Annotated in this window: 25 protein-coding genes; 9 read left to right on the forward strand and 16 right to left on the reverse strand. The window is 43.6% G+C overall.

What is annotated here, in order from left to right:
- Window positions 1-117 precede the first annotated feature (117 nt).
- Window positions 118-306, forward strand: coding sequence for a 2-hydroxymuconate tautomerase (locus tag V1502_RS19720; RefSeq protein ID WP_409252294.1), 189 nt, complete (start codon window positions 118-120; stop codon window positions 304-306).
- A gap of 414 nt (window positions 307-720) precedes the next feature.
- Here the strand turns inward: V1502_RS19720 and V1502_RS19725 are convergent, their stop codons facing one another.
- The gene (locus tag V1502_RS19725; protein WP_409252295.1) at window positions 721-1,227 is read right to left on the reverse strand and encodes a YwgA family protein; all 507 of its coding nucleotides are present in this window, start codon (window positions 1,225-1,227) and stop codon (window positions 721-723) included.
- Between the two features lie 131 nt (window positions 1,228-1,358).
- A complete protein-coding gene (locus tag V1502_RS19730; RefSeq protein WP_409252296.1) occupies window positions 1,359-2,660 on the reverse strand; it encodes an HD domain-containing protein in 1,302 nt (433 codons plus the stop codon).
- 296 nt (window positions 2,661-2,956) lie between these two features.
- Between V1502_RS19730 and V1502_RS19735 the strand changes: the two genes are divergently transcribed.
- Window positions 2,957-3,793 (forward strand): RsfA family transcriptional regulator, encoded by an 837-nt coding sequence (locus tag V1502_RS19735; protein ID WP_409252297.1) that lies wholly within the window; start codon window positions 2,957-2,959, stop codon window positions 3,791-3,793.
- Between the two features lie 214 nt (window positions 3,794-4,007).
- Here V1502_RS19735 and V1502_RS19740 read toward each other — a convergent pair whose 3' ends face one another.
- The 3 genes from V1502_RS19740 to pta form a co-directional block, all read right to left on the reverse strand.
- On the reverse strand, window positions 4,008-4,850 hold the full coding sequence (locus V1502_RS19740) for a biotin/lipoate A/B protein ligase family protein (protein WP_409254398.1): 843 nt from the start codon (window positions 4,848-4,850) through the stop codon (window positions 4,008-4,010).
- A gap of 112 nt (window positions 4,851-4,962) precedes the next feature.
- Window positions 4,963-6,345, reverse strand: a complete 1,383-nt coding sequence (locus tag V1502_RS19745) for an N-acetylmuramoyl-L-alanine amidase (protein WP_409252298.1) — start codon at window positions 6,343-6,345, stop codon at window positions 4,963-4,965.
- Window positions 6,346-6,481: 136 nt separating this feature from the next.
- Window positions 6,482-7,453, reverse strand: a complete 972-nt coding sequence (pta, locus tag V1502_RS19750) for a phosphate acetyltransferase (protein ID WP_409252299.1) — start codon at window positions 7,451-7,453, stop codon at window positions 6,482-6,484.
- A gap of 282 nt (window positions 7,454-7,735) precedes the next feature.
- Between pta and hemQ the strand changes: the two genes are divergently transcribed.
- Window positions 7,736-8,479: a hydrogen peroxide-dependent heme synthase gene (gene hemQ, locus V1502_RS19755; protein WP_409252300.1), complete on the forward strand. Its 744-nt coding sequence runs from the start codon at window positions 7,736-7,738 to the stop codon at window positions 8,477-8,479.
- 729 nt (window positions 8,480-9,208) lie between these two features.
- Entirely contained in the window at window positions 9,209-9,661 is a 453-nt protein-coding gene (gene gerQ, locus V1502_RS19760) for a spore coat protein GerQ (protein WP_409252301.1), read from the forward strand.
- A 255-nt stretch (window positions 9,662-9,916) separates the two neighbouring features.
- Here gerQ and V1502_RS19765 read toward each other — a convergent pair whose 3' ends face one another.
- The 4 genes from V1502_RS19765 to V1502_RS19780 form a co-directional block, all read right to left on the reverse strand.
- Entirely contained in the window at window positions 9,917-10,288 is a 372-nt protein-coding gene (locus V1502_RS19765; protein ID WP_409252302.1) for a DUF423 domain-containing protein, read from the reverse strand.
- Window positions 10,289-10,317: 29 nt separating this feature from the next.
- Window positions 10,318-10,614, reverse strand: coding sequence for a YwdI family protein (locus V1502_RS19770; RefSeq protein ID WP_409252303.1), 297 nt, complete (start codon window positions 10,612-10,614; stop codon window positions 10,318-10,320).
- A 631-nt stretch (window positions 10,615-11,245) separates the two neighbouring features.
- Window positions 11,246-11,917, reverse strand: a complete 672-nt coding sequence (locus V1502_RS19775; RefSeq protein WP_409252304.1) for a uracil-DNA glycosylase — start codon at window positions 11,915-11,917, stop codon at window positions 11,246-11,248.
- Between the two features lie 18 nt (window positions 11,918-11,935).
- Window positions 11,936-12,700, reverse strand: a complete 765-nt coding sequence (locus tag V1502_RS19780; protein WP_409252305.1) for a DUF4230 domain-containing protein — start codon at window positions 12,698-12,700, stop codon at window positions 11,936-11,938.
- Window positions 12,701-12,796: 96 nt separating this feature from the next.
- Between V1502_RS19780 and V1502_RS19785 the strand changes: the two genes are divergently transcribed.
- From V1502_RS19785 to bshB2, 4 genes are all read left to right on the forward strand, one after another.
- Window positions 12,797-14,242 carry a phospholipase D family protein gene (locus tag V1502_RS19785; protein ID WP_409252306.1) on the forward strand — a complete coding sequence of 482 codons (1,446 nt, stop codon included), beginning with the start codon at window positions 12,797-12,799 and terminating at the stop codon, window positions 14,240-14,242.
- 74 nt (window positions 14,243-14,316) lie between these two features.
- The gene (locus V1502_RS19790; RefSeq protein WP_409252307.1) at window positions 14,317-14,643 is read left to right on the forward strand and encodes a general stress protein; all 327 of its coding nucleotides are present in this window, start codon (window positions 14,317-14,319) and stop codon (window positions 14,641-14,643) included.
- Window positions 14,644-14,943: 300 nt separating this feature from the next.
- A complete protein-coding gene (locus V1502_RS19795; protein ID WP_409252308.1) occupies window positions 14,944-15,288 on the forward strand; it encodes a YojF family protein in 345 nt (114 codons plus the stop codon).
- Between the two features lie 231 nt (window positions 15,289-15,519).
- A complete protein-coding gene (gene bshB2, locus V1502_RS19800; RefSeq protein WP_409252309.1) occupies window positions 15,520-16,203 on the forward strand; it encodes a bacillithiol biosynthesis deacetylase BshB2 in 684 nt (227 codons plus the stop codon).
- A gap of 178 nt (window positions 16,204-16,381) precedes the next feature.
- Here bshB2 and V1502_RS19805 read toward each other — a convergent pair whose 3' ends face one another.
- Window positions 16,382-17,164 (reverse strand): hypothetical protein, encoded by a 783-nt coding sequence (locus V1502_RS19805; protein ID WP_409252310.1) that lies wholly within the window; start codon window positions 17,162-17,164, stop codon window positions 16,382-16,384.
- A gap of 124 nt (window positions 17,165-17,288) precedes the next feature.
- On the opposite strand from V1502_RS19805, the gene V1502_RS19810 reads away from it, so the two are divergent.
- Window positions 17,289-18,032, forward strand: coding sequence for a PAS domain-containing protein (locus V1502_RS19810; RefSeq protein ID WP_409252311.1), 744 nt, complete (start codon window positions 17,289-17,291; stop codon window positions 18,030-18,032).
- A gap of 186 nt (window positions 18,033-18,218) precedes the next feature.
- On the opposite strand, the gene V1502_RS19815 is transcribed toward V1502_RS19810, so the two are convergent.
- The 6 genes from V1502_RS19815 to V1502_RS19840 form a co-directional block, all read right to left on the reverse strand.
- The gene (locus V1502_RS19815) at window positions 18,219-18,443 is read right to left on the reverse strand and encodes a hypothetical protein (protein ID WP_409252312.1); all 225 of its coding nucleotides are present in this window, start codon (window positions 18,441-18,443) and stop codon (window positions 18,219-18,221) included.
- 221 nt (window positions 18,444-18,664) lie between these two features.
- Window positions 18,665-19,480, reverse strand: a complete 816-nt coding sequence (locus V1502_RS19820) for a carbohydrate ABC transporter permease (protein ID WP_409254399.1) — start codon at window positions 19,478-19,480, stop codon at window positions 18,665-18,667.
- 25 nt (window positions 19,481-19,505) lie between these two features.
- Complete coding sequence (locus V1502_RS19825) at window positions 19,506-20,405, reverse strand: carbohydrate ABC transporter permease (RefSeq protein WP_409252313.1); 900 nt, start codon at window positions 20,403-20,405, stop codon at window positions 19,506-19,508.
- 148 nt (window positions 20,406-20,553) lie between these two features.
- Window positions 20,554-21,810 (reverse strand): ABC transporter substrate-binding protein, encoded by a 1,257-nt coding sequence (locus tag V1502_RS19830; RefSeq protein WP_409252314.1) that lies wholly within the window; start codon window positions 21,808-21,810, stop codon window positions 20,554-20,556.
- A gap of 67 nt (window positions 21,811-21,877) precedes the next feature.
- Window positions 21,878-23,974 (reverse strand): glycogen debranching N-terminal domain-containing protein, encoded by a 2,097-nt coding sequence (locus tag V1502_RS19835; RefSeq protein ID WP_409252315.1) that lies wholly within the window; start codon window positions 23,972-23,974, stop codon window positions 21,878-21,880.
- A 180-nt stretch (window positions 23,975-24,154) separates the two neighbouring features.
- Window positions 24,155-25,171, reverse strand: coding sequence for a LacI family DNA-binding transcriptional regulator (locus V1502_RS19840; protein ID WP_409252316.1), 1,017 nt, complete (start codon window positions 25,169-25,171; stop codon window positions 24,155-24,157).
- Window positions 25,172-25,289 lie beyond the last annotated feature (118 nt).

Consider the following 25,289-nt stretch of genomic DNA (forward strand, 5'->3'; position numbering starts at 1 on the left):
ATTCTCCGCGGGCCAGACTTGCTCCTTCAAAAAAATACGATAAAATTTAACTGGAAGGTATTATACACTTAGCCTTCCCTTTGATTGTATCAAAATTATAGAACAGGAGCGAAATCCATGCCTTATGTAACCGTTAAAATGCTAGAAGGCCGCAGCGAAGACCAAAAGAAAGCACTAGTTGAAAAAGTTACAGCCGCTGTCAGCGAAACGACAGGTGCAGCTGAAGACAAGATCGTCGTATTCATTGAAGAGATGAGCAAGAACCACTATGCCGTGGGCGGGAAGCGCTTGAGTGACGAAGGATAATCATCGTCATGCTCGCCATATCAGTCGTCGATCGTGTCTGATTGGCGGCTTTTTTGTATTGGACTTGGTGAGGTGCCATGGCGCCCCGGGGTTATCGGCGATTATTGGGGTTTATCAGCGATTCTGCGGATTTATCGGCGATTTTTCAATTTTATCAGCGATTTTCACCTGTTTATCGACCAACCGACAAAATTCGACACCAACTCTACTTCAAACCAGCAGAATCATAGTATCAGATTCCAGGTTAACGACCAAATGTTGTCGAGTATCGCCCTCTTTGTGTCGAATAACGGCCGCCTCTTGTCGTTTAACGACCAAATCCTGTCGAAAATCGCCCAACTCTTGTCGAATAACAACCAATCGACTAACAGAGACAAACAAAAAACCCGCCACAACAAGTGACAGGCTTCCCTTTTACTGTATAATTCTCTTTTTCAAACCGTCAATATATTCATAAGCGGCATCGATTTCTTCAACTGTATACTTCTGCTTGCTTTTCAAGGTGAACACTTTCTCTTCCACTTCTTCACGGGAAAGATTATCGAAATACAGAACCGTTGACACAAGTTCAAGAAAGCGGGACGGCTGCCCATTCATATCCTCGAGGCATTCCTGTAGAAACGGCATTTCCGTTTCATACATGTTCAGAAAGCCCTGGCCTTCTTCAGTCACGGTGTACCGGTATTGAAAGTACCCGCCTTTTTTCTCCTTCAGCTCACTGATAAAGCCCATGTTGCAGAGCTCTTCCACACGAAGGGTCAGCTCCTCAGAATAAGGACCGTAGAAATGAAACTGAAACTTCTCTTGAAAAGGAAAGGATAATTTCTTCGCAATATATATCATTTTTTGCAGTTTCTTTCTGCCGGTAATTTCACCGGAAGCCAAAAAAGCACTCATTAATTTAGCGTGATCCTTTAACACTGTTCCTTCATCTCCTACTTCAAAATTACTCGTTGTTCCGTCATAAGGGGCAGGAAGGCTGCCTCAGAAGGGTCCGGCCTTGATTTTAAAATCTGCGACCTGACCATTGGCTTTTGAGACAGCCTCAATTATTAATCGAGTTCCAAGATAGAACGAATTTGTCTTTTTATATTTTTCTTTGAGGATTCATCATATAAGAAGTCGGCAGGATAATAGAGTTTGTGATCCGTTCTTCTTTTCCCTGATATCGCATCTACGATATCCGACTGCCTCGATAATTCCTTCAGCTCATCATTCGGCATCAGCAAGTGTATCGGGAGGCGTTCCTCTTCTTCACCCGGACGGTAAAAATCATATGGGAGGTCCGAGGATGAATCGACGACCAGATAATATTCCGGATCAAGTCCGGCTTTTTTAAACAAGCCCTCAAGCTCACTATGTTTCTTATATTCTTTTGCCGGATCGAATTCGGCATATTTGAATAAGTTCCTGTTCATGAAACGGCGGCACAAATCACTCAGTACAGGGTCATCTTCCTCTTCCCAAGTCTGGAAGTAGAACATGATCACCGCTTCATCCAGCTTCAAATAATCCTCAAGTGATACATTTCCTTCGAAGAGGGAGTAAAAATGGAGAGGATCATATTTAAAAGAATACGATTGTTCATGAAGTTCTTTTGCACGATGGAGGATTTTCGTCAGGATAACCTCAGCGCTTCGTGTCACCGGGTGAAAATACACCTGCCAATACATCTGGTACCGGCTCATTATGTAATCCTCAACCGCATGCATCCCGCTGGATTTAATGACCACCTGATCTTCGCGCGGTCTCATGACACGCAAGATCCGCTCCATATCAAAGTGGCCGTAGCTGACTCCGGTAAAATAGGCATCCCGCTGCAAGTAGTCCATCCGGTCCGCATCAATCTGGCTTGAAATCAGGCTGACCACCTGCTTGTTCGCATAGGTTTTGTCAATGACCTCGGCAACATGCTTAGGAAAATCCTTCGCTACCTTTGCAAGGACCTGGTTAACCTCTGTATCTCCCAGAATGATCTCCTGTGTGAAATGCTCATGGTCAAGATGAAAGACCTTTTCGAATGAATGGGAAAACGGCCCATGACCTAAATCATGAAGCAGTGCAGCACATAAAGATAAGAGTCTCTCATTCTGGCTCCATTCCGGGCGTCCTTGGAACACATCGTCCACTATCCGGCGAACAATTTCATAGACACCGAGAGAATGATTCAAACGGCTGTGTTCTGCTCCGTGAAACGTCAAATATGTGGTTCCGAGCTGCCTAATCCGTCTCAGCCTTTGAAACTCCTTTGTTCCTATTAAATCCCAAATGACCTGATCTTTTACGTGTACATAACGATGAACAGGGTCTTTAAAAACTTTTTCCTCATGCAACTTCATTTTAGAGTATTCCATTCTTTACCCTCTTCCTGTCTAACTTATTTCTATTATAGACGGTTTTTCTTATAAAAACATCTCGAAGCTTGTCGAAAAATAAATAGAAATGAAGAAAATTGTTTATATTTCAAGGGTTGAATACTCTTGAAAAATTTTTTGGCTTACTCAAGCTCTTGACAGTTCCTCTCCACTTTTTTAACTGTGCGACAACGAAACTAGTAGAAAAAAATAATTTTAACATATTCGTATAGATTCCCTTTTTTATGTACAGACTTCTAGTAAGAAAAGGTACTAAAATAAGGGAGTTGGTAAAAATGAAATCAAGACAGGATGCCTGGACAGAAGAAGACGATTTGCTATTAGCCGAGACGGTTTTACGGCATGTGAGAGAAGGAAGCACCCAGCTGAATGCATTTGAAGAAGTAGGGGACAAATTGAACAGGACCTCCGCCGCCTGCGGGTTTCGCTGGAATGCCGTTGTCCGCCATCAATATGAAAAAGCTTTGAGCCTTGCCAAGAAGCAGCGCAAACAACGACAGCGCCTGCTCGGGAAAGATCAGGGAGGCAAGAAAAAACTGTTATACCAGCCGCCGGCACCATCGTATGATGAAATAGATGCTATGTCTCTATCGATGTCGTCTGATATGAGTAATGAAAAAGAAGAGTATACTAGTCCGGTAAGTGAAGCATTGGAAATGATGGAAAAAGCAGAAGCAGATACTGAGTTTGCCGAAGAAGCATTAGATAGTAATGAGGTAAGCAAGACGGCAGGATCGATGTCACCAGCCCAAACGCCTGCCCCTGCCGCTGCTCCAGCAGTGCCGGCTGCACAAAGCAGGACAGAAATGTCACTTGAAAAAGTCATCGCTTTCTTGCAAAGTCTGGCTCACTCGAATTTTCACTCTGATATTTTAAAAAGTGAGAATCAGAGATTGAAGCACGAAAACGCCGAAATCAGGCGCCAAAATGCTGAACTCGCCAAAAAGATCGCCGAACTTGAGAAAAACACGGTTACGATGCAGGAAGATTACGAAACCCTGATGCAGATCATGAACCGCGCAAGGAAGCTTGTCTTGTTCGAAGATGAAGAAGGAAAAGCGCCAAGATTCAAGATGGACCGCAACGGCAATCTTGAAAAAGTAGCAGAATAGTATAGAAAAAACACTGGCCCTGTGTCAGTGTTTTTTCTATTTGGGATCTTGCGTATGAGCAGCAAGGGACGGAAGCTGTGCGTTTACGTCTGGTTCTTTGCGCATTTGTGCATAACCCATGCGTATATATGTATAAAAAGGCCGCAACATTCATATTACCTGTAGCATTCCAATAAAAAATCCGGCAGCCAAGTGGATTGCCGGACCTACATTTCTATTTTTCCTTCAAAACCTTCTCATTTCTTTGTCGAACCCGCTCTAAATAGCCTTCATATAGAGGAAGTTCTTCTCCCTCCAGCTGGCTTGCATAGATTTTTTCGCTGAAGCCTTTGAGCGACTGCAGGAATCTCAGCATGGTGTCTTGGATTGTCAGGCTGACGCCAAGCAGCTCTGAAAGGGATGCCATGCAGTCTGGCTGGATTTCAGGAAAGATAAATTTTCTGCTTTCTTCTCTTTTTCCCGCATGATAAAGGTCTCTTATAATTTTTGCCCGTTCAGAACCGCTTCCGATCACACAGAGATAAATCTGCACCGCAACGCCATTCCTGATCCTTCGTTGCGAGATGCCTGCAAATTTTTTGCCATTTATGCTGAGGTCATAGCTGCCGGGGCAGTAGGAATTGGTGATTTCCCTTGCTTCTATGTTGACCGGAAAATCTTTGAACATCTCTTTTATCAGCTGAAGCATCGCATCGTATCCACGATTGATATCGATCCCTTTTTCCGAGTCCGGGAAGATGAGGGAAAGGTTGAGAACCCCCTCATCCAGCACCACCGCCAGGCCGCCGGAATTTCGGACGATGTACCGGTAACCGCGGTCTTCAAGCACCTTCAAACCGGCTTCAAGCGACGGAAGTTTCGTATCCTGAATGCCCAGGACAATCGTGTTGTGGTGTACCCATGCTCTGGCAGTGGCTGGAGAGGCACCCGCACCTACCGAGGTGCAGAGGGTATCATCCATGGCAAAGGACTGAAGAGCATCGAATAGCGGACCCAAACTGGATTGGTCGATGATCCTCCATTGGGGTTGTATGAGCAATGATTCGTTTGTTTGCATTTCCATCGTTCGTTCTCCTTCAGTTATCATGGGAATTATTATATCATATCCCCCAGTGGCAGAACGAAACCGTTCTAAAGGACAAAAAAACAGCGGATCGCCCGCTGCTTTTTTATAATTCTTCAAGCCTGCTGTTAATAGCCTGCTTCTGTTGATCTAGTCCTTCAATGGCATGGGTCAGCATTCGTCTATAAATGCTGATGATACTTTGTCCGTAGGTTGTTCCCGGGACAGCCCACCTTCCATTAAGGTCAGTCCACGTTTTAGCGATTCCTCTTGTGACAAGGTGAAATCTCGGGTCTACCTGCTGGAAGCCCGCCGGAATGCTTTCAGTTGAGGAGTAAGCATACAGATGTTGAATCTGGGCATGCACACCGACTTCTGGCGTAGAAAAACTTGCACCCGGGTTGCCAGGACCGGTCGCACCGATTCCTGCATAGTTGTTCTGTTCTCTTTTCACAAGACCTGTGAAGCGGAAATAGTTCGTCTCATGAATAGCTTGCGCATAGGCAACATCTCCCCTGATGCCGTATGCGTTTCCGAAGCTTACATAAAATTGGCCGAGAGAAGGCGCTTCAGGGTTCACTGTTCGGACGAACTCATCAAGCTGATGAGCATGTAGAAGAGTATTCCCGTTGATTGTAAAAAGCTCCTCCGGTGTTGGCGGTGCAGGAGGCTTGGGTGTGGGGGCAGGCTCTTTCCCCTCCGTGATGATAAATGCGCCGGCGATGCCAAGCTGCTTTACTTTTTCAACTTGCGCCTCTGCATTTTCTTTGCTTGAATATGCCCCTGCCTGTACTCTGTAATACTGTATCCCTGAAATGACGGTTGGGACAATAAAAGATGATACTCCTTTTGACATAAGGAAGGTTACTCTTTCCTCCGCATTTTTGCGGTCGGTAAATGAGCCGGCAATTACTTTAAACAGCACTCCTGTGGTACTTTTTGCTGGAAGAGACAGTGCTTTAGCGACCCCTCTTGCAATGGCATTAGAAACGTCAGTGATGAAATTTGGATTGTTCAGGATGTTCAGGTCAGCCGGATTATCGACAAACAGGACCTCCAATAAGAGGGCGTTCATTTGTGTTTCCCTGAGGACGTGGAAGTTTGCCCGTTTCTTCCCCCTGTCCGTGATGCCGTATTTCTGTTTGACCGAGGACATAATTTCATCGTGGATAATAGATTGGTAGTTTTGTGTCTGTTGAGAAACGGCCCCGTTATATATATAACTTTCAAAGCCTCTTCCGCCAGCTGCATTATTATGGATGGAAAGGTAGAAGTCGGCATTCCTTGAATTGGCGAAACTGGAGCGCTGGCTGAGTGACATTGTTGTGTCGCCTGTCCTGGTCATCAGAATGTTGACATTATAATTATTTAGCAGATAATCCCTTACCTTAAGGGCGATGGAAAGGTTATAGGTCTTCTCCATAAAATTCCGATAGGTGGCTCCAGGATCATTCCCCCCGTGGCCGGGATCTATTACAATGGTCGTCATTTTTGACACCTCCTTACTACCAAAATATTCAAGGAGGGACAAACCGTATGGACTTAAGCCTTTTTAGTTTGGCCTAATTTTTAAACTGAGGTCATTAGAAAACGGCCCCCATAGGAGACCGTTCAACATCAAATTCTTACAGAGCCTGGGCAGCCGTAATCAGCGCCAGTTTATACACGTCTTCTTCGTTACAACCGCGGGAAAGATCATTAACCGGTGCATTCAATCCTTGAAGGATTGGACCTACTGCCTCGAAATTTCCTAGGCGCTGTGCGATTTTGTATCCAATGTTTCCTGCTTCAAGGCTAGGGAAGATGAATACATTTGCATCACCTTTCAAAACGGAATCAGGAGCTTTCTTGCTTGCAACGGATGGGACAAAAGCAGCATCAAATTGGAATTCGCCGTCCAGCGTAAGGTCAGGGGCTTTCTCCTTTGCAATGTTGACTGCTTCTGTCACTTTTTCCGTTTCAGGAGATTTTGCGGACCCTTTTGTAGAGAAACTCAGCATCGCAACCCGCGGGTCAATATCAAACATTTCCGCTGTTTTCGCACTCTCAATGGCAATTTCAGCTAAGTCCTGGCTGTCAGGAGAAATGTTAATCGCGCAGTCTGCAAATACGTATTTTTCGTCTTCACGGACCATGATGAATACACCTGATGTTTTGCGTACGCCTTCTTTTGTTTTGATGATTTGAAGCGCCGGGCGGACCGTGTCTGCTGTAGAGTGAGCGGCACCGCTGACCAAACCATGGGCTTTGCCGGTATACACAAGCATGGTTCCGAAGTAATTTTCATCAAGGAGAATCTTCTTCGCATCCTCTTCTGTCGCTTTGCCCTTTCTTCTTTCCACAAATGATTGAACAAGTTCGTCCATAACTTCATTATCTGACGGATCAAGGATGTCACAGCCTTGAAGTGACACATTTACCTCTTGAGCTTTTGCCTGGACACTGCCCACATTTCCGATGATCACCGGAGTAAGTATTCCATCTGCGGCGAGACGGGAGGCTGCAGTTAAAATTCTTTCATCTTGTCCTTCAGGAAATACAATTTTCAGGTCTTTTCCTGTAACTTTTGCTTTTAATGTTTCAAATAGATTGCTCATGAATTAAGCCCTCCTTCATTTATCCACTTTTAGCATACTCTTCTGCCGGAAGATTTCAAGAATAACGGACAATGGCAGCGTTTCCATTTAAAATGTTTTTGTTTTTCGAAAATTTCACCCTTTTCAACCTGCTTTATTGTTCCCTTGCGTCACTCTGAATATGCACTATCACTGCACCTTTCCCTTTAAAAATGTTGGTTTTCGGTCAAGATTCTAATTCGGGATATTGGGCCAAACTATGATATAGTAAGGGTGCATACAAGTTTATAAGGAGTGATACACATGAGTGAACCGGCTCAAACGTTAGATGGCTGGTATTCTTTGCATGACTTCCGGGCAATGGACTGGACTTCCTGGAAGATGCTTTCCAGCGACGAAAGACAAACGGCAATCAATGAATTTCATGGTTTCCTAGAGAAAATGAATAAAACTCAGAGTCAAGAAGAAGGCAGCCATGCGCTATACACTATTGTCGGCCAAAAAGCAGACTTTATGATGATGATTGTCCGTCCAACAATGGAGGAACTGAATGACCTTGAGACTGAATTCAATAAACTGACAATCGCGCAGTACACTTTGCCGACATTCTCCTATGTGTCAGTAGTAGAGTTGAGCAACTACCTGGCTGACGGGGAAGACCCTTACCAGAACCCGCATGTGCGTGCGCGACTATATCCCATCCTTCCAAAAGCGAAGCATGTCTGCTTCTATCCGATGGACAAGCGCCGCCAAGGAAATGACAACTGGTATATGCTTCCTATGGAAGAACGCCGCAGCCTGATGCGCAGCCACGGAATGATCGGCCGCCAGTATGCAGGTAAAGTAAAACAAATCATCACCGGTTCTGTCGGTTTCGATGATTATGAATGGGGAGTTACATTGTTTGCGGATGATGTTCTTCAATTCAAAAAGCTTGTATATGAAATGCGCTTCGATGAAGTCAGCGCCCGCTACGGCGAGTTCGGCACTTTCTTCGTTGGAAACCTTCTTGAAGAAGAGAAGATTGGCCATTTCTTACACGTATAATTGCACGCTAAGCCCAGACAGGTTCCTGTTTGGGCTTTTTATTTGGGTACGGTGGGCAGCCTGTTTTCTAACTCATTGGGACAGTTCCGCAATCTGTACGCCGCTGTACGGCTGCTTCCGCTTTTTATCAATCCAGCTTCATCAGCCAGCGACTAGCAGGTTTCGGGCTCTCTCCTTGCGATAAGTCAACAAGTTCATTTCCTCAACTCGTACAAAAAGGAATCTAGAAAAAATCGGCTTCTGGATTTTTTCTGTTTTAAATGATATTCGTATTCAGAGAATGCTGCCAGGCAACTGGAAATGAACATCGAACCGCTAACGCTCTTCGTGATTCCTTTATCTCATGCGTGAGCCCTAAAATCTGTACGTCGCTGTACGGCTGCTTCCGCTTTTTATCAATCCAGCTTCAGCAGCCAGCGACTAGCAGATTTCGGGCTCTCTCCTTGCGATAAGTCAACATCAACTCACTACGTTCGTTGTGTTCCCTTTATCTCATGCGTGAGCCCTAAAATCTGTACGTCGCTGTACGGCTGCTTCCGCTTTTTATGGAATATTCCGTCCCTCTCTTACATAAAAATGAAATAGTGAAATTAGAGCAAACTCTCTTTCACTTCATTATCCTTATTTTTTACAGAAAGAGAGTCATTAGCATTGGTCACCGTGCTTTGTGAACCAGAAGTGAAACACCTTCGCCATGAAGGATTTTGATTACTCAAGGAGGTCTGTTTTGTGAAACAATCAACCAGTGGAAATCCCTATGGATATGGCTATACCCAGCCGCCATATTATGGTCAGCCTCAAAACTACATGGGCGGTCAGTATTACGGGGGCCAAGGCATGCAGGTTCCACAACCTGTCAGTGCTCCAAGTCCACAACAGAATATCCCCGGCCAGCTGCCTGTAGAAGAATCGTATATTGAGAACATTCTTCGTCTTAATAAAGGAAAAGTGGCCACAGTGTATATGACATTTGAAAACAACAGGGAGTGGAATGCCAAAGTATTCAAGGGCATCATTGAAGCTGCCGGCCGTGATCACATTATCCTGAGTGACCCTCAAACAGGCATGCGATATTTATTGCCGATGATTTATCTTGATTACATTACATTTGACGAAGAGATTGAGTATGAATATCCATTTGGTGCAGGAGCAGCCCCTACTGTTGCTTATTCCCCAAGATAAAAGATTAAAAAACTGAAAAGACTGCGTGCCCATGCTGGCTCGCAGTCTTTTATTGAAGCTGTTTCTAAAAATTTGCTGTTATATTGATCTGAAGTTCAAGGGATATAGCCGTAGTTTACAGAAATGCTTCTGGCAAGCAAGATAAAGAAAAGAACTATTCACCCTGTTCAGAAAGAAAAGCCCTAGTAATCAAGGGAAAAATCCGACCTTTAGGATTTTTCCGAAAGCATCAATCTATACAAAAACAACCTTTGTTTACATGGTTTTTAAAGCAGTGATGATTAACAATACCCAGGCAATCAGGAATGATAATCCACCTAGAGGTGTGATTGCCCCAAGCACTTTGATTCCCGTCAGGCTCAAAATGTATAAGCTTCCGGAGAATAATACGATTCCGATCAGCATCAGCCATCCTGACCAGTTAAGCATGGAGCTGGCTGCAATGTTTCCTGCCAGCACCCCTATGATCAGAATTCCGATTGAATGGAACATTTGATAAAGCACTCCTGTGTTCCATATATCAATATATTTCTGTGAGATTTTTCCTTCCAGCGCATGAGCACCGAAAGCCCCCATCGCTACCGAAAGAAATGCATTGATCGCTCCAATAATAATAAATGTTTTCATACCCTCAAACACTCCCGGTTCATTTAGATTTAGAATTCAAACAGCGAGTCTCCATTCGCCCCATCTTCTGTTTCCAGCTTGCTTTCTTCAGTGATTGTTACGGTTTGGGACTGCTGGCTGCTGACCGGCATTGTCATTTGCTGTGCCGGCATTTGATTAGAGAAAACAGGCTGGCTGGAGCTGACACTCTCATTTTCCAGCATCACTTCACATAAAGCTTTTATTGAGTTGATGTGTTCACGGATGTTTTGAGGCCGTTCTGCTTTCTTAGCTTTTAAAAGTTCCTGTTCCATTTTATTGATCAGTGAGACGTGGGATATATTCATCGTGTCCCTCCTTTTGTGTGTTCTTTTATGTAACTTAACCTTCTTCCAGTTGAAATTGTGTTCAGATAGATTTCCGCTACAGGGGCGAGCACCTCCCGCTCCAACAGGATATAGTGTGAATAACCTAATAAAAATTTTAAAAATTTCTCAAATAAACGCTGATTGTGAAAACTATCCTGAAAGGTATCAACAATCATCTATAAAGCCGTTTTCACAGCCACTAAATTATTTCCCTGATTTACCCTTCGCCGTGAACCTCAGGCAGCTTTCTCCGGAGGAACGGAATACGACCAGGGAAGGCATCGCTTTTGTCTTGAATCCGTATGCTTTGCAGCCGCGTGGATGGGCGGGTTCCCAAGTTGTATAGAAATATTGGCATTGAAAACAGTTGATTTTCTTTTTCTCCGGCAATTCTCTCGCTCCCTATCCAGTCATTCTTCCCTATTCTATCAAACTTATATCAACTTTGCCTGTTACAAACCGTAGTGAATTCTGGTGCAATTGCCCGTTAGTGCCTGGAAATGTTTCACTTTTTGCATAAAAAAACGAAGCACAGCCGATGTTTTCGCCTCGCTTCGCCATATTTCGGATTGTTTCACGTGAAACATGATTGATTTTGTCGGAATTCGCTCTACTTTAAACACCAATCTATTTCTTTCTCGCCGTTTTTCTTCAACCACTCATTGGCTCTGGAAAAAGGCTTGCTCCCAAAAAAACCTTTCCTGGCAGATAGTGGACTTGGGTGGGGAGACTGAATCACAAAGTGTTTCTTACTGTCGATCAATTTCAGTTTTTCCTGTGCAGGCCGCCCCCACAGCATAAAGACAACTGGCTTTTCCCTATGATTAAGGTGTTCTATTACCTTGTCGGTGAAAGTTTCCCAGCCTTTACCTTTATGAGAGTGCGCCTGCCCTTCTCTCACCGTCAAAACCGTGTTCAAAAGAAGCACTCCCTGACTGGTCCACTTGCTTAAGTTACCATGACTGGGAATTCCACAACCGATGTCGTCGTGAAGTTCTTTATAAATATTACGCAGTGACGGTGGAATCTTAACGTCTTTTTCTACTGAAAAACTTAATCCGTGGGCCTGCCCTTCTCCGTGATAGGGATCCTGTCCAAGCAGGACCACTTTTGTATCATAAAAAGAGGTGGAATTAAGCGCGTTAAAGATATTCTTTTTCTCCGGGAATACCTTTTCCGTCTCATACTCTTCCTCTAGATATTTTTGCAATTTAACATAGTAGGGCTTCTCCAGTTCAGTTTCCAAGACATCGGCCCAATCATTTTGAAGAATGCCAGCCACAATCAACACCCTTTCATGTTAGTTCTTATATTCGATAATTACTGTGTAGCCAAGCCTCCCGAAAAAATCTTTTAACGATTTTTCAGCATTTCCCTCTGCTATCTGCAGCAATCCTTGATCAACCGCTTCCTTCTGAATCAGTTCTTTGGCTTCCCCCGCAAGGCTGAATCCCTCTTCCCAATCGACATCACTCCTGAAGATGCCTTCTACTGAGAATGTCTTGATGTTTTCCGTATCTAGAGAAGGTGATTGAAGGATTTCCGCCCTTGGCAGTTCAATTGTCATTTTCTTTCCCTCTTCATCTACCAAAATATCATTTTCTGATATTTTTTTCAGGTCGACTCCGGCCATGACGGTTCCTGGTACAACCAATAACAGTTTCCTTTTCGTCCCTGGAAGATCAGCTGAAATTTCTTTACCGAATATCTTGTTATCCTCTTGCTCAATGACTGCTTTGGTGAAGGCCTGTGCAGTCGCCAAGGAGTTCATGTCTTTAATTTGTTCAACAAAAGACCCTTGTTCTTCCTGTAACGTACCTCCAGCTAGCCAAGAATACAGTCCGATCGAAACACCTGATATCACAAGGACCATCAGTAGCAGCAAAATAAGAAACTTGCTTTTCCAAACTGTGAAGATTGCTTTTCCTGCTTTTAAAAAAGGCAGACGGATCTTCCCTCTATCAAAAACGGCCGTGGCACTTGTCTGCTGGCTGCTTTCCTTTAATTCTGCGAGTAGAGACTCTATTTCTCTTATTCTAGCTTCGTGATTTTTCAATGAATTCACCATCCTCCTTCATATTATAGAAAATATTGTCGGAAGTTGGAATATGCAATCTATAATGCGGGTAAAGTACTTTACTATGGACTGGAGGAAAAAGCCATGAAACGCTTGAAGAACTGGGGAACAAAGAGGACTGCGCTCATTACTATTCTGATTTTGGTATATTTTGGTTCAGTTATGTTCTATCAAACTCATAAGTCTCTTCCTGAAGGGACTTCTTATGAAGGAGATGTCTTCCACACTGATGATGTTGATTTCATCTATGATCTCTCCTATAAAGATCCTGCTGGTCACTTTCTTCATGAATCGCGGATCTTCGAAAGAATTAATAGGATGATTGGAGAAGCCAAGGACTTTGTCGTCATCGATATGTTTCTGTTCAACAGCTTTTATGACGGTAAATATGATATGCCTGATTTAGCGGGGAATCTGACGCAGGCCTTGATTGATAAAAAGCAAAAGAATCCAGATATCGAAATGGTATTTATCACCGATCATATCAATACCACATACGGCTCTCATAAAGCCCCTGAGGTGGAACGGCTGAGAGAAAATGGCATACAGGTCATGTATACAGACCTCAAGCCGTTACGAGACTCCAACTTTGTTTACAGTGCCATCTGGCGAACTTTTTTTCAATGGTTTCAATCAGAACCTGAAGATGACGGCTGGCTGTCCAACCCGTTAGCCTCCACTGCACCGAAAGTGACAGTCCGTTCCTACTTGGAACTCTTGAATGTGAAGGCCAATCATCGAAAAGTGGTGGTGACAGACCAGTCTGCGCTCATCACGTCTGCCAACCCCCACAATGCGAGCGGCCTGCATTCCAATATTGCCTTTGAAGTCAAGGGACCTATCATTGGAGACATTCTCAAAACAGAAAAAGCGGTTGCAAGATATTCTGATGGACCCCGTTTGCCTGATTATGATGGCAGCGGAGAAAGAGGCGGGAGTATCAAAGTTCAAGTGCTGACGGAAGGTGAGATCCATAAAAGGGCATTGGAAGAGTTGGACAAGGCTGGAAAAGGGGATACCGTCTGGCTCGGAATGTTTTACCTCGCCGAGCGGAAAGTCATTAACAGGCTTATCGGTGCAGCCAGACGCGGTGCTGAAGTAAGGATTATTCTGGATCCTAATAAAAATGCATTCGGCCAGCAGAAGATGGGTCTACCCAACATCCCTGTCGCATCCGAGCTCCATCGCAGAGGCGAAGAGAACATTCATATCCGCTGGTACAATACGAAAATGGAACAATACCATACAAAACTTCTCTACATTCAAAAGAAGGAACAAGCCGTTATTCTCGGCGGGTCGACCAATTATACAACAAGGAATTTTGAAGATCTGAATCTGGAAACAAACCTTTGGGTGGAGACGCCTCTTAACCAGGAGGTAAACAAAGAAGTTGAAGCTTATTTCAACAGAATATGGGATAACGAAGGCGGTTTATATACCGAGAAGTTCATCGAGAAGGATTACGAGATCCCCTGGATGAAATACATCGGCTACCGCATACAGAAATTACTTAATTTTACCACTTATTGAGCTTGTTTAGCACTTCGAAAACCGGGTAGATATTAACCATACGCTTCATCAAATTATTAGAGGAGGCTATAACTATGTATGAAGTACACACTGTAGAAAACGGAGTGCACGCAACAAAAGTAATTGAAGAACTGAATCGTTCCGGTTACGAGAAAGATGACATTTACATCTTCGCTCATGACAAAGAGCGTTCGAAAGACCTAACAGAAGGCACTCATACGGAAAGTGTCGGCATGAGTGAACAAGGCATGTTCGACAGTCTTGGAAACACGTTCAAGAAACGCGGAGACGAACTGCGTTCCAAAATGAGTTCCTTAGGCTTAACAGACTCGGAAGCAGAGCGTTATGAAGAAGAACTTGATAAAGGAAAAGTAGTTGTGATCGGCAGTAAAGAACACTAAGATTTACGAAGCAGCAAGTCAACACTTTTTATCTTAACCTTTAACCTAAAACAGCTTTTTATCTTAACCTTGCCAATGGCTCCCGAGTGGGAGTCATTTTTTTATGCCTTTGCCTCCGAGTCGCTTCACCACTTTAAAGCACTAAGAGGGACTGTCCCTTTTAGCGCTTTAACGTATTGGTGTGGTTGGCAGCTATTTAAGCATTATGGGTATAACAGAGACGTTGTTTTCGCATTCTATTGGTGATTTTAGTAAAATGGGAAGTGATCAGATTTATTTACCGGATAAGGAGGCAGAGGGATGGAACCTATTACGCTGGCAAAAGTGCAAGGTTTGATTAATGAATTTGCCCGAAAAGATGTTTATATACACTTAGAAACAACTAATGGAGCTTATGCCTCCCACTTTAAAGAAGATTTTTTCTCTGCAGGAGCTTACATACGCAATGCTCAGGTGAATTATGAGCATGGCAAGATCATCGGTGACGGACCATTCAGGGCCGGCCTGAAGCTTGATATCGGCTGGATTTATGCTGAGGGTCTCACTCACTTTGAAAAAACGGAAAAAGGGCAGCTTCTGCTTGCAGGGCATGACAATGAAGGTAAGCTTGCTGTTGCACTGCAAATCAGCACGACACCCTTTTAAATGACTTTTTTCGTAAAGATTGCTACCCTCGGAAAACTCCCAAGTGCCCGATTTTCCCATGAATAAAAAGACTATCTCTCTATAAGAAGATAGCAGCTCTTTTCTTTATTGTTTGCCAAGATATTTCATGGTAAGAAGGGTACTCTCTTTCGAAATTAATAGTAAAAAGCAACAAGGTTTATTAAGAAAAAAGCCTTAAATGAACTCCATTGACTTTTAGGAGGTTACAGCATGCAGAAAGAAAAACAAGTACTCGTTATATTCCCTCACCCCGACGATGAAGCATTCGGTGTGTCCGGGACAATCTCGCAATATATAAAAGAAGGCACCCCGGTGACCTATGCGTGCCTCACCTTGGGAGAAATGGGGCGAAACCTGGGTAATCCTCCATTTGCAACCAGGGAATCCCTGCCGCTCATCCGCAAAGAAGAACTGAAAAAAGCGGCTGAAGTCATGGGCATCACTGACTTACGCATGATGGGTTACCGCGACAAGACACTCGAGTTTGAAGATGACGAAAAACTCGCCAATATGGTGACAAACCTCATTAAGGAATTGAATCCTTCTTTAATCATCACCTTCTATCCAGGATATTCGGTGCATCCTGACCATGAAGCGACGGCACGGGCAGTAGTGAGAGCCGTCCGCCGGCTGCCAAAGGCCGCACGTCCGAAGCTTCACTGTCTGGCATTCTCAAATGATTGTAAACAGCATTTGGGACAACCGGATGTCACCAATGATATCTCGGATGTAAAGGACCAAAAGATCGAGACAATGAAAGCGCACAGTTCTCAGACAGCCTGGATGCTTCCTCAAATTGAACAGGGAATTGCCGCCCAGGATCCAGAAGCCTTAAAGTGGGTAACCTTTGAGCACTTTTGGACGTATCAATGGGAAAATGATAAGGTTGAATAACACTTCCAGCTATGATAAAAAACGCTTGGGTTCTTCAGAATCCAAGTGTTTTTATTAAATCGGCGGTGAACTTGTTTCCTATTAAGTTTAGAGCCATGCATCATAATGAGTGGAACTATCCTGAAGGGTAAGATAATAAGACTGTTCCAACGAACCCCCTATCAACTTCCTCCTAACTTTACAGCTGTACCCTTGTTCCCTCATCTAAAAATGACTTATAAATGGATAAAGACTCCAGAAGCATCTGGCGGTCATAGCCTGTCTTATCATGCAGCCTTTCCACCCACTCTTCAACGGTAGACAACGGGGCATCAACATGTTTTCCTTCACTAGTACCGAGAAAGCTGCCCCAATCATAAAATCCCCAATGGGCCATTTCCTTTTTATAAGGAATCCTTACTTCCAGCAGCGGCTTGGACTTGATGAGATTTTGCGAAAAATCAGCAGCCTCCAGGAAATCTCCATAATCGATTGGAGTAAGATCAAACACCTGCCTGGATACCTTTCCGTTTGGCCGGTGATATAAGACCTCAATATCCAGCTCTCTTGGGATGATTTGAATATCACTTCCCGGGAAGAAACCTGGCAGCTTATCAGGGGAGAATTCCGGGTGATTTCTTTCTATTAAAATAGGCTGAAGCCATTGATCTCCCAAGTCACACAGATATCGGTTTTCCTGCTCATCCAGTGCTATCACAGCAACATGGGCTGCCTCTGACTTCAGATCATGGCCGATGGCATATGCAGTGAGACCTGCAGCCTTGAATTCTGACAGAAGCCAGAGCGCCAGGTCAAAGCAATTCCCTGTAATGCCATATCGCTCTTTATGCAGTTTCATAGTCTCTATATCACGCTGCTTACCGCCTTCCATCCTGCTGTGTAGCCAAACCTTCGTCAATGTCTCCATAGGAAAGCCGTCAAATTTCTTCCAGACCGCTTCTATCACTTCTGGTGCTTTCATAAAATCTCCTCCTGTCTCCCTATCTATCTACTGCAAAGGTCCTGGAATTCCCTGCACATTATATGGATATTCAAACCATTAAGATGCTATAATTTTTATAAGACTCATTTTTGGAGGACAAGATTTGAAGAAAAGTATTTTGCAATTTAATGAACTAACCTTGAATGCTATGGATTTTTTGAAAAATGCCATTTTCATCATTGATGCCGACTACTCAATCGTTTACATGAACCCAGCGTGCGAAAGATTGTTGAAAGTGAATAAAGAAGATGTCCTTCATATGAATGCGTACGACCTGTTCCCTGATGCACCGGAAGATGTCCGCCATGTTGAAAACACCGTGAAGTTCGGAAAAACAGTCCAAATAAAAAGAATGCCGTACCAGTTTGGGGAATTCAACTGTTATTTCGACCTGGAGACACATTTACTGAAGGAGAATGACACTATTTTAGGAGCAATGGCTGAATTCTCCGATGTCACAGAGTTTGTTCAAGAAGAAGAAAAAATCAAGCTTCATTTAGAACAAATGGCCTCCAACATTATCCTGCTGCCTGATGAAAAAGGAATCCTCCCGCTTAATCAGACGATTATAGATGACTTGGAAATCGACTTAATTACACAAAAAGTGTTAATCAGCGTTTCAGAGAAGAAACTGTCTTCCCTCATTGTTGACCTTTCCTCTATCCTTGAAGCTAACCAGCATTTTTTCCATTCCATCAACGGACTCTTAAAGGCATTGAAACTGCTTGGCGTCAATGTCAGCCTTACTGGTATGAGACCAGCCGTAGCCCACAAGATGGTCTCCTCTGGAGTTCATATGGATCAATATAATGTCCAGATCATCCGGTCCTTACGGGATGCATTATAGGCAGCGCCTGACGCTCATAAAGCAAAAAAAGGATGCCCCCATTGTATCGGAGCATCCTTTTCATATTCTTTTCTACAGCAATAGTTCACTCTCCATCAACAACTCAAGGGTCATGTTACAAATCCCACTGGTCGACTTGCAGCAATTCAATCGGCTTGTCACAGAAGAATGATCGATGAAAACGTACTAGTACTCTCCCTTTTTCCACACCTTGGGGTCCCTGAAATGATAAGGGTGGCTATCCCCATCAGGTGCAGGATCTATGACAGGATTTTCTGGTACCTTTTCAAACGTAATTCCATCCTCAGTGACAGCCAGGGCCTGCACCTGATAGAGATCCATATCATGGTCCGGGCCTGTCCACTGATTTCCTGCATACATTAAATAGAGCTTGCCATCCTTTTCAATCAATTTTTGATGGCGGTTTATATGATAACCCTCCTGAAGATAGCTTCGAAATCAACTAGACATCTAACGTCTATAAAGGGCAGCGGCTGTTCACTCCCTGCCTGAACATTTTGATGGCTTTTACCAGCGTAACTAGAGTAGTGCTTTTATTTATCCCAATCATAAATAAGACCTTCGCATTAAACAAGAATACCTCCTATCAGCGAACGATAGGAGGCAGATTCTTATTTTCCGCCTGTGAACGATACCCCTTTAATGAAGTACTTATTAAAGAAAGCATAGATCAACAGCACGGGCAGCGTGAAGGCCATTGAAGCAGCCATAATGTAGTTCCAGTAGCTTACGTATTGACCTTTGAAGGTATTAAGTCCTAGCGGCAGAGTGTACATCTCCGCATCAGTCATGATGATCAGGGGTCTCATGAAGTCGTTCCAGAATCCCATGAAAACGAAGATTGCTTGAGCTGCCAATGCCGGCTTTGCCAACGGAAGAACGATTTTAAAGAAGATGCCCAGCCTGCTCAATCCATCAATTTGGGCTGCTTCCTCCAGTTCTTGCGGAAAGTTAACAAAGAATTGACGCATCATGAAGATGAACGTAGCATTGATCATCGCCGGAACGATCATTCCCTGATAAGAGTTCAGCCAGCCTAATTCTTTTAAGATCAGGTAATTTGGAATCATTGTCACCTGGGCAGGAATCATCAGCACTGCAAGGATGATGATGAACAATGCCTTTTTCCCTGGGAAACTTAGCCGTGCAAGAGCATACCCGGCCATTGAGTTAAAGATAATGTTCAGGAATGTGCCCACGCCTGCAATGATCAGACTGTTTAACATCCAGCGCGGGAATAATTCCTGTTCCACGAAAATCTGTTTATAGTTATCCAGTGTAAAATTCTGCGGCAGGAAATTGAGTGTACCGCTTACGATTTCTTCAAGAGTTTTGAATGAAGAAGACAGCGCCCAGAAAAATGGAATCAGGGTCGTGACCGCATATGCAACAAGAATGATATATAATAAGCGCTTACTGAATGACATTTTTTTCGGTTTCATATAAACCTCCTTAATAGAGCGATTCTTCTTTTGAGAATTTCCGCTGCAGCAGGGTTGCCACTAAAATAATTAACGCGAGGGCGAAAGCCAATGCAGCTGCATATCCCATTGTTCCTAATGTTTTAAAGGCATATTGATAGATTAGGAGCACAACGGTCAAGGTTGAGTTATCAGGCCCCCCTGATCCCCCTGAAAAAATGTAAGATTGGTCAAATAACTGGAATGTCCCGATAAGTCCCATAATTACAACGAAGGATGTGACAGGACGAAGGAACGGAACGGTTACATAGAAAAACTTTTGAATTGCATTCGCTCCATCCAGGTCCGCAGCTTCGTATAGTGAATCCGGAATATCCTGAAGAGCCGCAAGATAAATGACCATGAAAAATGGTGCCGTAGCCCAGATATTCATAATCATGATGGCATTCAACGCGATGTCCGGATCACCAAGGAAGTTATAGGTTGGCAAGCCCAGGATCTCTAAAGCGTGGTTGATTAATCCATTTTTGTTATACATCCACATAAATATAAGGGTTAAGACAGCGGATGAAGTCAGGGTAGGAAGAAAATAAACGATACGGAAAAACTTTTCTCCTTTTAACCCTGCATTCAGGGTTGCTGCGAGTACAAGTGCTAAAAACGTCTGCACAGGAACAACAATTAACACATATTTAGCTGTGTTTTTTAGTGCGATGATTGCTCTTTGGTCCTCCATGATTCTTGCAAAGTTTTCAAAAGCGACGAAGTCCATAGAAGTGCCACCGAGCAATTCGACTTTATGAAATGCCAGAAATACGGCATAAAGGATAGGACCGATAATGAATAGTGATAGAACGAAAATGGCTGGGGACATGAAAAAATATCCTTGTCCTGCTTCCCTCAGCTCTCTCTTGGAAGTTTTTCTGATCATCTTGTAACCCCCGATTTATTTTAATGATTGGTTCTTTTTTTACATGAACTCTTTCTATCGAAGTCCTGATTTAGATAAGGACTTCAACAGAAAGAATACAGTAAAAAGCATGGAGAGGACCCAGGCAGATCCTCTTCCACCAAAAAGATTAGTTGTTGTCGATTTCACTGTTCGCCTGTTTTTGTGCTTCTTCAAGCGCTTCATCCAAAGGACGGTCACCAAGGAAGGCACTTACGAATTGGTTATTGAAATTGTTTACGATAATCGGAAGGTTCGTTCCTTCAGACCAAACTGTCGCATAAGGAGCTCCTGCCACAAGTGCTCCGCGCAGTTCATCCTGATCATAACCAAGCTTTTCAGCGACTGATTTACGAGTAGGAAGCGCAAACCCTTTAGATGTCCACGTTTCCATACCTTCTTTTCCAGTCAGGTAAGAAAGCAGTTCCCAAGAAGCTTCTTTCTTTTCCGAAGCAGCATTCATGACATAAGCAACCGTATATGCCATAGTGCCTTTTTTACCATTGATTGTAGGAACTTCAGCTGTGCCATATTCTACACCAGGGAATGTGTCGGCTAAGAATGGGATGGCCCAGTTTCCTTCAATGACCATAGCCGCCTTTTCCTGTCCGAACATTTCTCCGCCCCAAGTCGCGCCTACTTCCGAAGGCTGTGCAGATGTTTTAGCATTATTATGCTGCTCGATAATTGGCTGAAGTGCTTCTACTACTTCAGGGGAAGCGAAATTTGCTTTTCCGTCTTTAACGACATTTCCACCAAGAGATTCCGCAATATAGTATAGACGTGCAAGTTCAGGAGCCACACCAAACCCATATACATCACCATTTGTCAGTTTCTCTGAAGCAGCTTGAAGTTCTTCCCATGTTGTTGGAACTTCTACGCCTGCTTCTTCAAACATCTTCTTGTTGTAGAATAAAGCCAATGTTGAGTAATCTTTAGGAAAACCAAACGTTTTCTCATCAGCCTGGAATGCTTCAAGCATCGGTTTTTCAAAATCTTCTACATCAAATTCTTCTGTTATGTATTCATCAAGTGGCTCAACAACGCCCGTTTCAATTAATGCCGGAGCTTCAAAAGCATCCAGATAGAATACATCAGGGCCTTCACCGCCAATCAGGCGTGTTTTTATAACATCCATATATTGCTCAGAAATAACCTCTAATTTAACATCGATATTTGGGTGTTTTGCTTCAAAGTCCTCAAGCGTCTGTTCAAGCAGCTTTTGTTCAGAAGGGTTTCCGCCCCAACCAGCAAGTGTGACTTGAACTTTTTCCCCATCTTTCTCTCCGCCGCTGTTTTCTGCCTTATCGGAATTGCCGCAACCCCCAAGAACCGAACCAACCAACATAGTGGTAATTCCTAAACCAGCTAACCATTTCTTTTTCATTTCTAAAAACCCCTTCCGTCTTGTTTATAAAATTTATTTAAAGGAACATGCATCCTGTAAACCAAAATTAAATTTCTCTAATCTCCCAGCCTGTAGTATTTTCCAATACCTCTGTCTTAAGACCTGAGCCATCTCTTGTGATTTTGAGAGAAAGAACTCCTTCACCTATCCTCATGGAACGGACAGTAAGTTCATTCATTCCGTCCAGCAGGAAGGGATTGACTGTGATTTTATTCTCCGTACTGTCCGGAACAATTCCCAGTAACCCTTGGATGAAGACTAATGGAGTACCTGCTGCCCACGCTTGCGGGGAGCATGCCACCGGGTATTTAACAGCCTTTCCGATTTCTTCTTCATAGCCGCAGAACAGTTCCGGCAGGCGATCATACTCAAAGTGGGCCGCAGCTTTGATAAGCCCTTCAATCACTTTTTTAGCATGGTCCTGATACCCCAGCCTGCTCAAGCCTAACAGGATCATACTGTTATCATGAGGCCAAATGCTTCCGTCATGGTAACTCATTGGGTTGTAGCCTGCTTCTCCCTTGCCCATCGTTCTGATTCCAAAACCGGAGAACATTTTTTCCGATGCAAGCATATCACTGACTTTCAAGCTTCTTTCTTCATCTAGCATTTCAGAGAACAATACGTGGCCTGGATTTGAAGTAATCGTCCCCACTTGCTTTTTATCCCGATCAAGTGCAATCGCATAGAATTGCTGATCGTCCATCCAGAATTCTTCTTCAAATTTTTGCTGTAGTTTCTTAGCTTGCTTCAATAGAGTTTCTGCTTGTTCCGTTTTGCCGAGTTTTTTATAGATGGAGGCAATTCCGCGCTTAGCCTGATACACATACCCCTGAACTTCAGAAAGGGCGATCGGTGTCTTCGCATAGTCTCCATTGCGGTGAACGATGGAATCCCCTGAGTCCTTCCATCCTTGGTTGGCAATCCCTTTAACCGATTCCTGATGATACTCGACAAACAAGTCTCCATCCCTGTCCCCGTATTCATCTATCCATTGCAGGGCCCTCTTAACGTTATCTTCTAATCTATGGAAAGTATCCAGATCATTTGTCCATTTCACATACTCTGTCAGAAGCACCAGGAACAGTGGTGTAGCATCGATGGTACCGTAATAAGGAGTAAAGGGAATCTGATCCGTATTCGCCAGCTCGCCATAACGGATTTCATGCATGATCTTGCCCGGCTGTTCATCTCTCCACGGATCAACTTTTGTCCCTTGCAAACTCGCCATTGTAAGGAGGGTGCCTTTTGCGACCTCTGGCTGGAATGCGAGCATTTGCAATGCGGCAATCAAACTGTCACGCCCGAATGGAACGCCGAACCAAGGGAGACCGGCAACAGGGAACCGCCCGTAGCCAATGTCGGTAAGCAGCACTCTCAGATCATCCGTGCCTCTGTCAACAAGTCTCTGGAGCGGCATATAATCCGTTTCAACAGAAGACATGCTGTTTTCCCATTCTGAATAGGAAGCTTTCAATTTTTCTAAAGCTTCTCCAGGTGTAAGATGTACCCGGTTTGTTTCCTCCCCTTCTTTTGGGGCTACCATGAATGTAATGGACTTTGACTCCTCATGGTCCAAAGTCAGAGAGAAGGAAACCTCCCCTTCTTCAGTCGCTTTGCTATGCTGTGTATCCCACTTCACTGACGTTCTTCTCTTGATCTCATCTGCTCCCTCATACAGGAAATCCAGTTGCTGCTCTTCTATCTTCTGTCCCATTCTTCTTCCAACCTCTCCTGTCTGGAAGCCCCTGACGATGAACATATCTTTGAAATCAACATCAAAATGGGCGCTCAGTTCAAAAGAGACAGGCTTGGGATAGTAGTTTTTAGCTGTAACGGTTTCATAGAGGATGTCATCAAATATGAATCGTGTTCTCTCTATTTCTATCGATTCACGCCACAGTATCAGGTCTCCATCCTTTTCCTGGTGAGGATTGGTCATGAGGATTCTCGCCATATAATTCTCGGATCCATCTGAATGAAGCAGAATTGGCTCTTCCCTATTGATTTTCAGGTTGAATTTGCTGAGATAACGAGTATCATTCATATACAACCCCAATCCATAGGAATGATTTTCTACAATATCTCCTTTTTCATCTGTTAAAAAAAACAAATTATTTTCTTTTATTACACGATAGTTCATGTTAATAATGAGACCTCCTAAAACCCTCCCAAAACGTTTCGGAAAATTAATAAAAATAAAAACCTTATAAGGAAGCGCTTACTTTTATTGCCGAAACGTTTCGGTTTTTGGTAAAACTTTCAGTAGTTTGATAAATGTGAAGCGCATGGACAAGGTATCTGTCCAGGCGTTATTACTTTTTTATTTTTTGATGGAAGCAGTGCTATTCCGTTCTTTTAACTCTGTATGCAAAATAACTTGTTTTAATTGATCCCCTTTGGTTAAAAGATTCAAAAGCATTTGAGCCGCTTCAAAACCAAGCTGAAACTTATTCTGTGCAATAGTTGTCAGGGCCGGGCTGACATATGAAGCAAGTAAAATATCATCATAGCCTATGATGGATATATCGGCCGGAACTTTTTTCCCTATCTCTTGAACCGCTTTCAGCGACCCGATTGCCATTAAATCACTGGCACAGAATATTGCCGTGATCTCCGGATGATTTGATAGCAATTCTTTCGTCACTTTATTGGATTCTCCCTCTTTGTAACTCCCGTCGACCACATACTCCGGCTTAAAAGGAAGACCTGCGTTTTCCAAGGCCCTTTTATAGCCATTCAAACGTTTCTGGCTGACAAATGCATATTCATGTCCATTCACCATCCCGATATTCCTGTGGCCAAGCTCAATCAGGTGCTGAACTGCTTTATCTGCCCCTAACTCATTGTCGGTCGTCACATATCCCACATTCTCTGAAGCTATTGGAATATCAATCAGTACACAAGGAATATCACTGTCAACCACTTCCTTGAGGTAAGGATCATCTGTCCGGATTCCCTGAATGATAACTCCATCAACCCTTCTCTCCCTGCAAAGCTGGGTATATGTTTTTTCCCTCTGCATAGAAGAATTGGTGTTGAATAGAACCAAGTCGTAATTCATTTCTGAAGCACATTCATTCACACCTGCTAATACCTCGACTGTAAAATTATCCTTGACGCTCTCTTTTGTGAAGCCTGAAACCAGGAGTCCGATCGTCTGCGACTTATTCATCACCAAACTCCGGGCAAGCGAGTTGGGACTGTAATTCAATTCTTTGGCAACGGCAACTATTTTCTGCCGGGTCAGCTCTTTGACATCCGAATAGCCGTTTAAAGCTCTGGATACCGTGGTAACAGAAACACCAGCTGCTTTTGCAATATCTTTAATAGTAGTCACTTGAGCTCCTCCAAAACGTTTCGGAAATTTACTCTTGGAGTGAATTTTAAACCATTTTGAAAGCGATTTCAATAGTTTTCTTAAAATTCATTTAAAAATACATTAAGGGAATTGGGTT

Origin of the sequence: Rossellomorea sedimentorum (assembly GCF_046237645.1) — a bacterium.
GTDB classification, from domain to species: Bacteria; Bacillota; Bacilli; order Bacillales; family Bacillaceae_B; genus Rossellomorea; species Rossellomorea sedimentorum.

Excerpts from the sequence above, each read along its gene's own strand:
- V1502_RS19720 (WP_409252294.1), top strand. The coding sequence starts at position 118 with ATGCCTTATGTAACCGTTAAAATGCTAGAAGGCCGCAGCGAAGACCAA.
- V1502_RS19730 (WP_409252296.1), bottom strand. The coding sequence starts at position 2,660 with ATGGAATACTCTAAAATGAAGTTGCATGAGGAAAAAGTTTTTAAAGAC.
- V1502_RS19735 (WP_409252297.1), top strand. The coding sequence starts at position 2,957 with ATGAAATCAAGACAGGATGCCTGGACAGAAGAAGACGATTTGCTATTA.
- V1502_RS19740 (WP_409254398.1), bottom strand. The coding sequence starts at position 4,850 with ATGCAAACAAACGAATCATTGCTCATACAACCCCAATGGAGGATCATC.
- V1502_RS19745 (WP_409252298.1), bottom strand. The coding sequence starts at position 6,345 with ATGACGACCATTGTAATAGATCCCGGCCACGGGGGGAATGATCCTGGA.
- pta (WP_409252299.1), bottom strand. The coding sequence starts at position 7,453 with ATGAGCAATCTATTTGAAACATTAAAAGCAAAAGTTACAGGAAAAGAC.
- hemQ (WP_409252300.1), top strand. The coding sequence starts at position 7,736 with ATGAGTGAACCGGCTCAAACGTTAGATGGCTGGTATTCTTTGCATGAC.
- V1502_RS19765 (WP_409252302.1), bottom strand. The coding sequence starts at position 10,288 with ATGAAAACATTTATTATTATTGGAGCGATCAATGCATTTCTTTCGGTA.
- V1502_RS19770 (WP_409252303.1), bottom strand. The coding sequence starts at position 10,614 with ATGAATATATCCCACGTCTCACTGATCAATAAAATGGAACAGGAACTT.
- V1502_RS19785 (WP_409252306.1), top strand. The coding sequence starts at position 12,797 with ATGAAACGCTTGAAGAACTGGGGAACAAAGAGGACTGCGCTCATTACT.
- V1502_RS19790 (WP_409252307.1), top strand. The coding sequence starts at position 14,317 with ATGTATGAAGTACACACTGTAGAAAACGGAGTGCACGCAACAAAAGTA.
- V1502_RS19795 (WP_409252308.1), top strand. The coding sequence starts at position 14,944 with ATGGAACCTATTACGCTGGCAAAAGTGCAAGGTTTGATTAATGAATTT.
- bshB2 (WP_409252309.1), top strand. The coding sequence starts at position 15,520 with ATGCAGAAAGAAAAACAAGTACTCGTTATATTCCCTCACCCCGACGAT.
- V1502_RS19805 (WP_409252310.1), bottom strand. The coding sequence starts at position 17,164 with ATGAAAGCACCAGAAGTGATAGAAGCGGTCTGGAAGAAATTTGACGGC.
- V1502_RS19820 (WP_409254399.1), bottom strand. The coding sequence starts at position 19,480 with ATGTCATTCAGTAAGCGCTTATTATATATCATTCTTGTTGCATATGCG.
- V1502_RS19825 (WP_409252313.1), bottom strand. The coding sequence starts at position 20,405 with ATGATCAGAAAAACTTCCAAGAGAGAGCTGAGGGAAGCAGGACAAGGA.
- V1502_RS19830 (WP_409252314.1), bottom strand. The coding sequence starts at position 21,810 with ATGAAAAAGAAATGGTTAGCTGGTTTAGGAATTACCACTATGTTGGTT.
- V1502_RS19835 (WP_409252315.1), bottom strand. The coding sequence starts at position 23,974 with ATGAACTATCGTGTAATAAAAGAAAATAATTTGTTTTTTTTAACAGAT.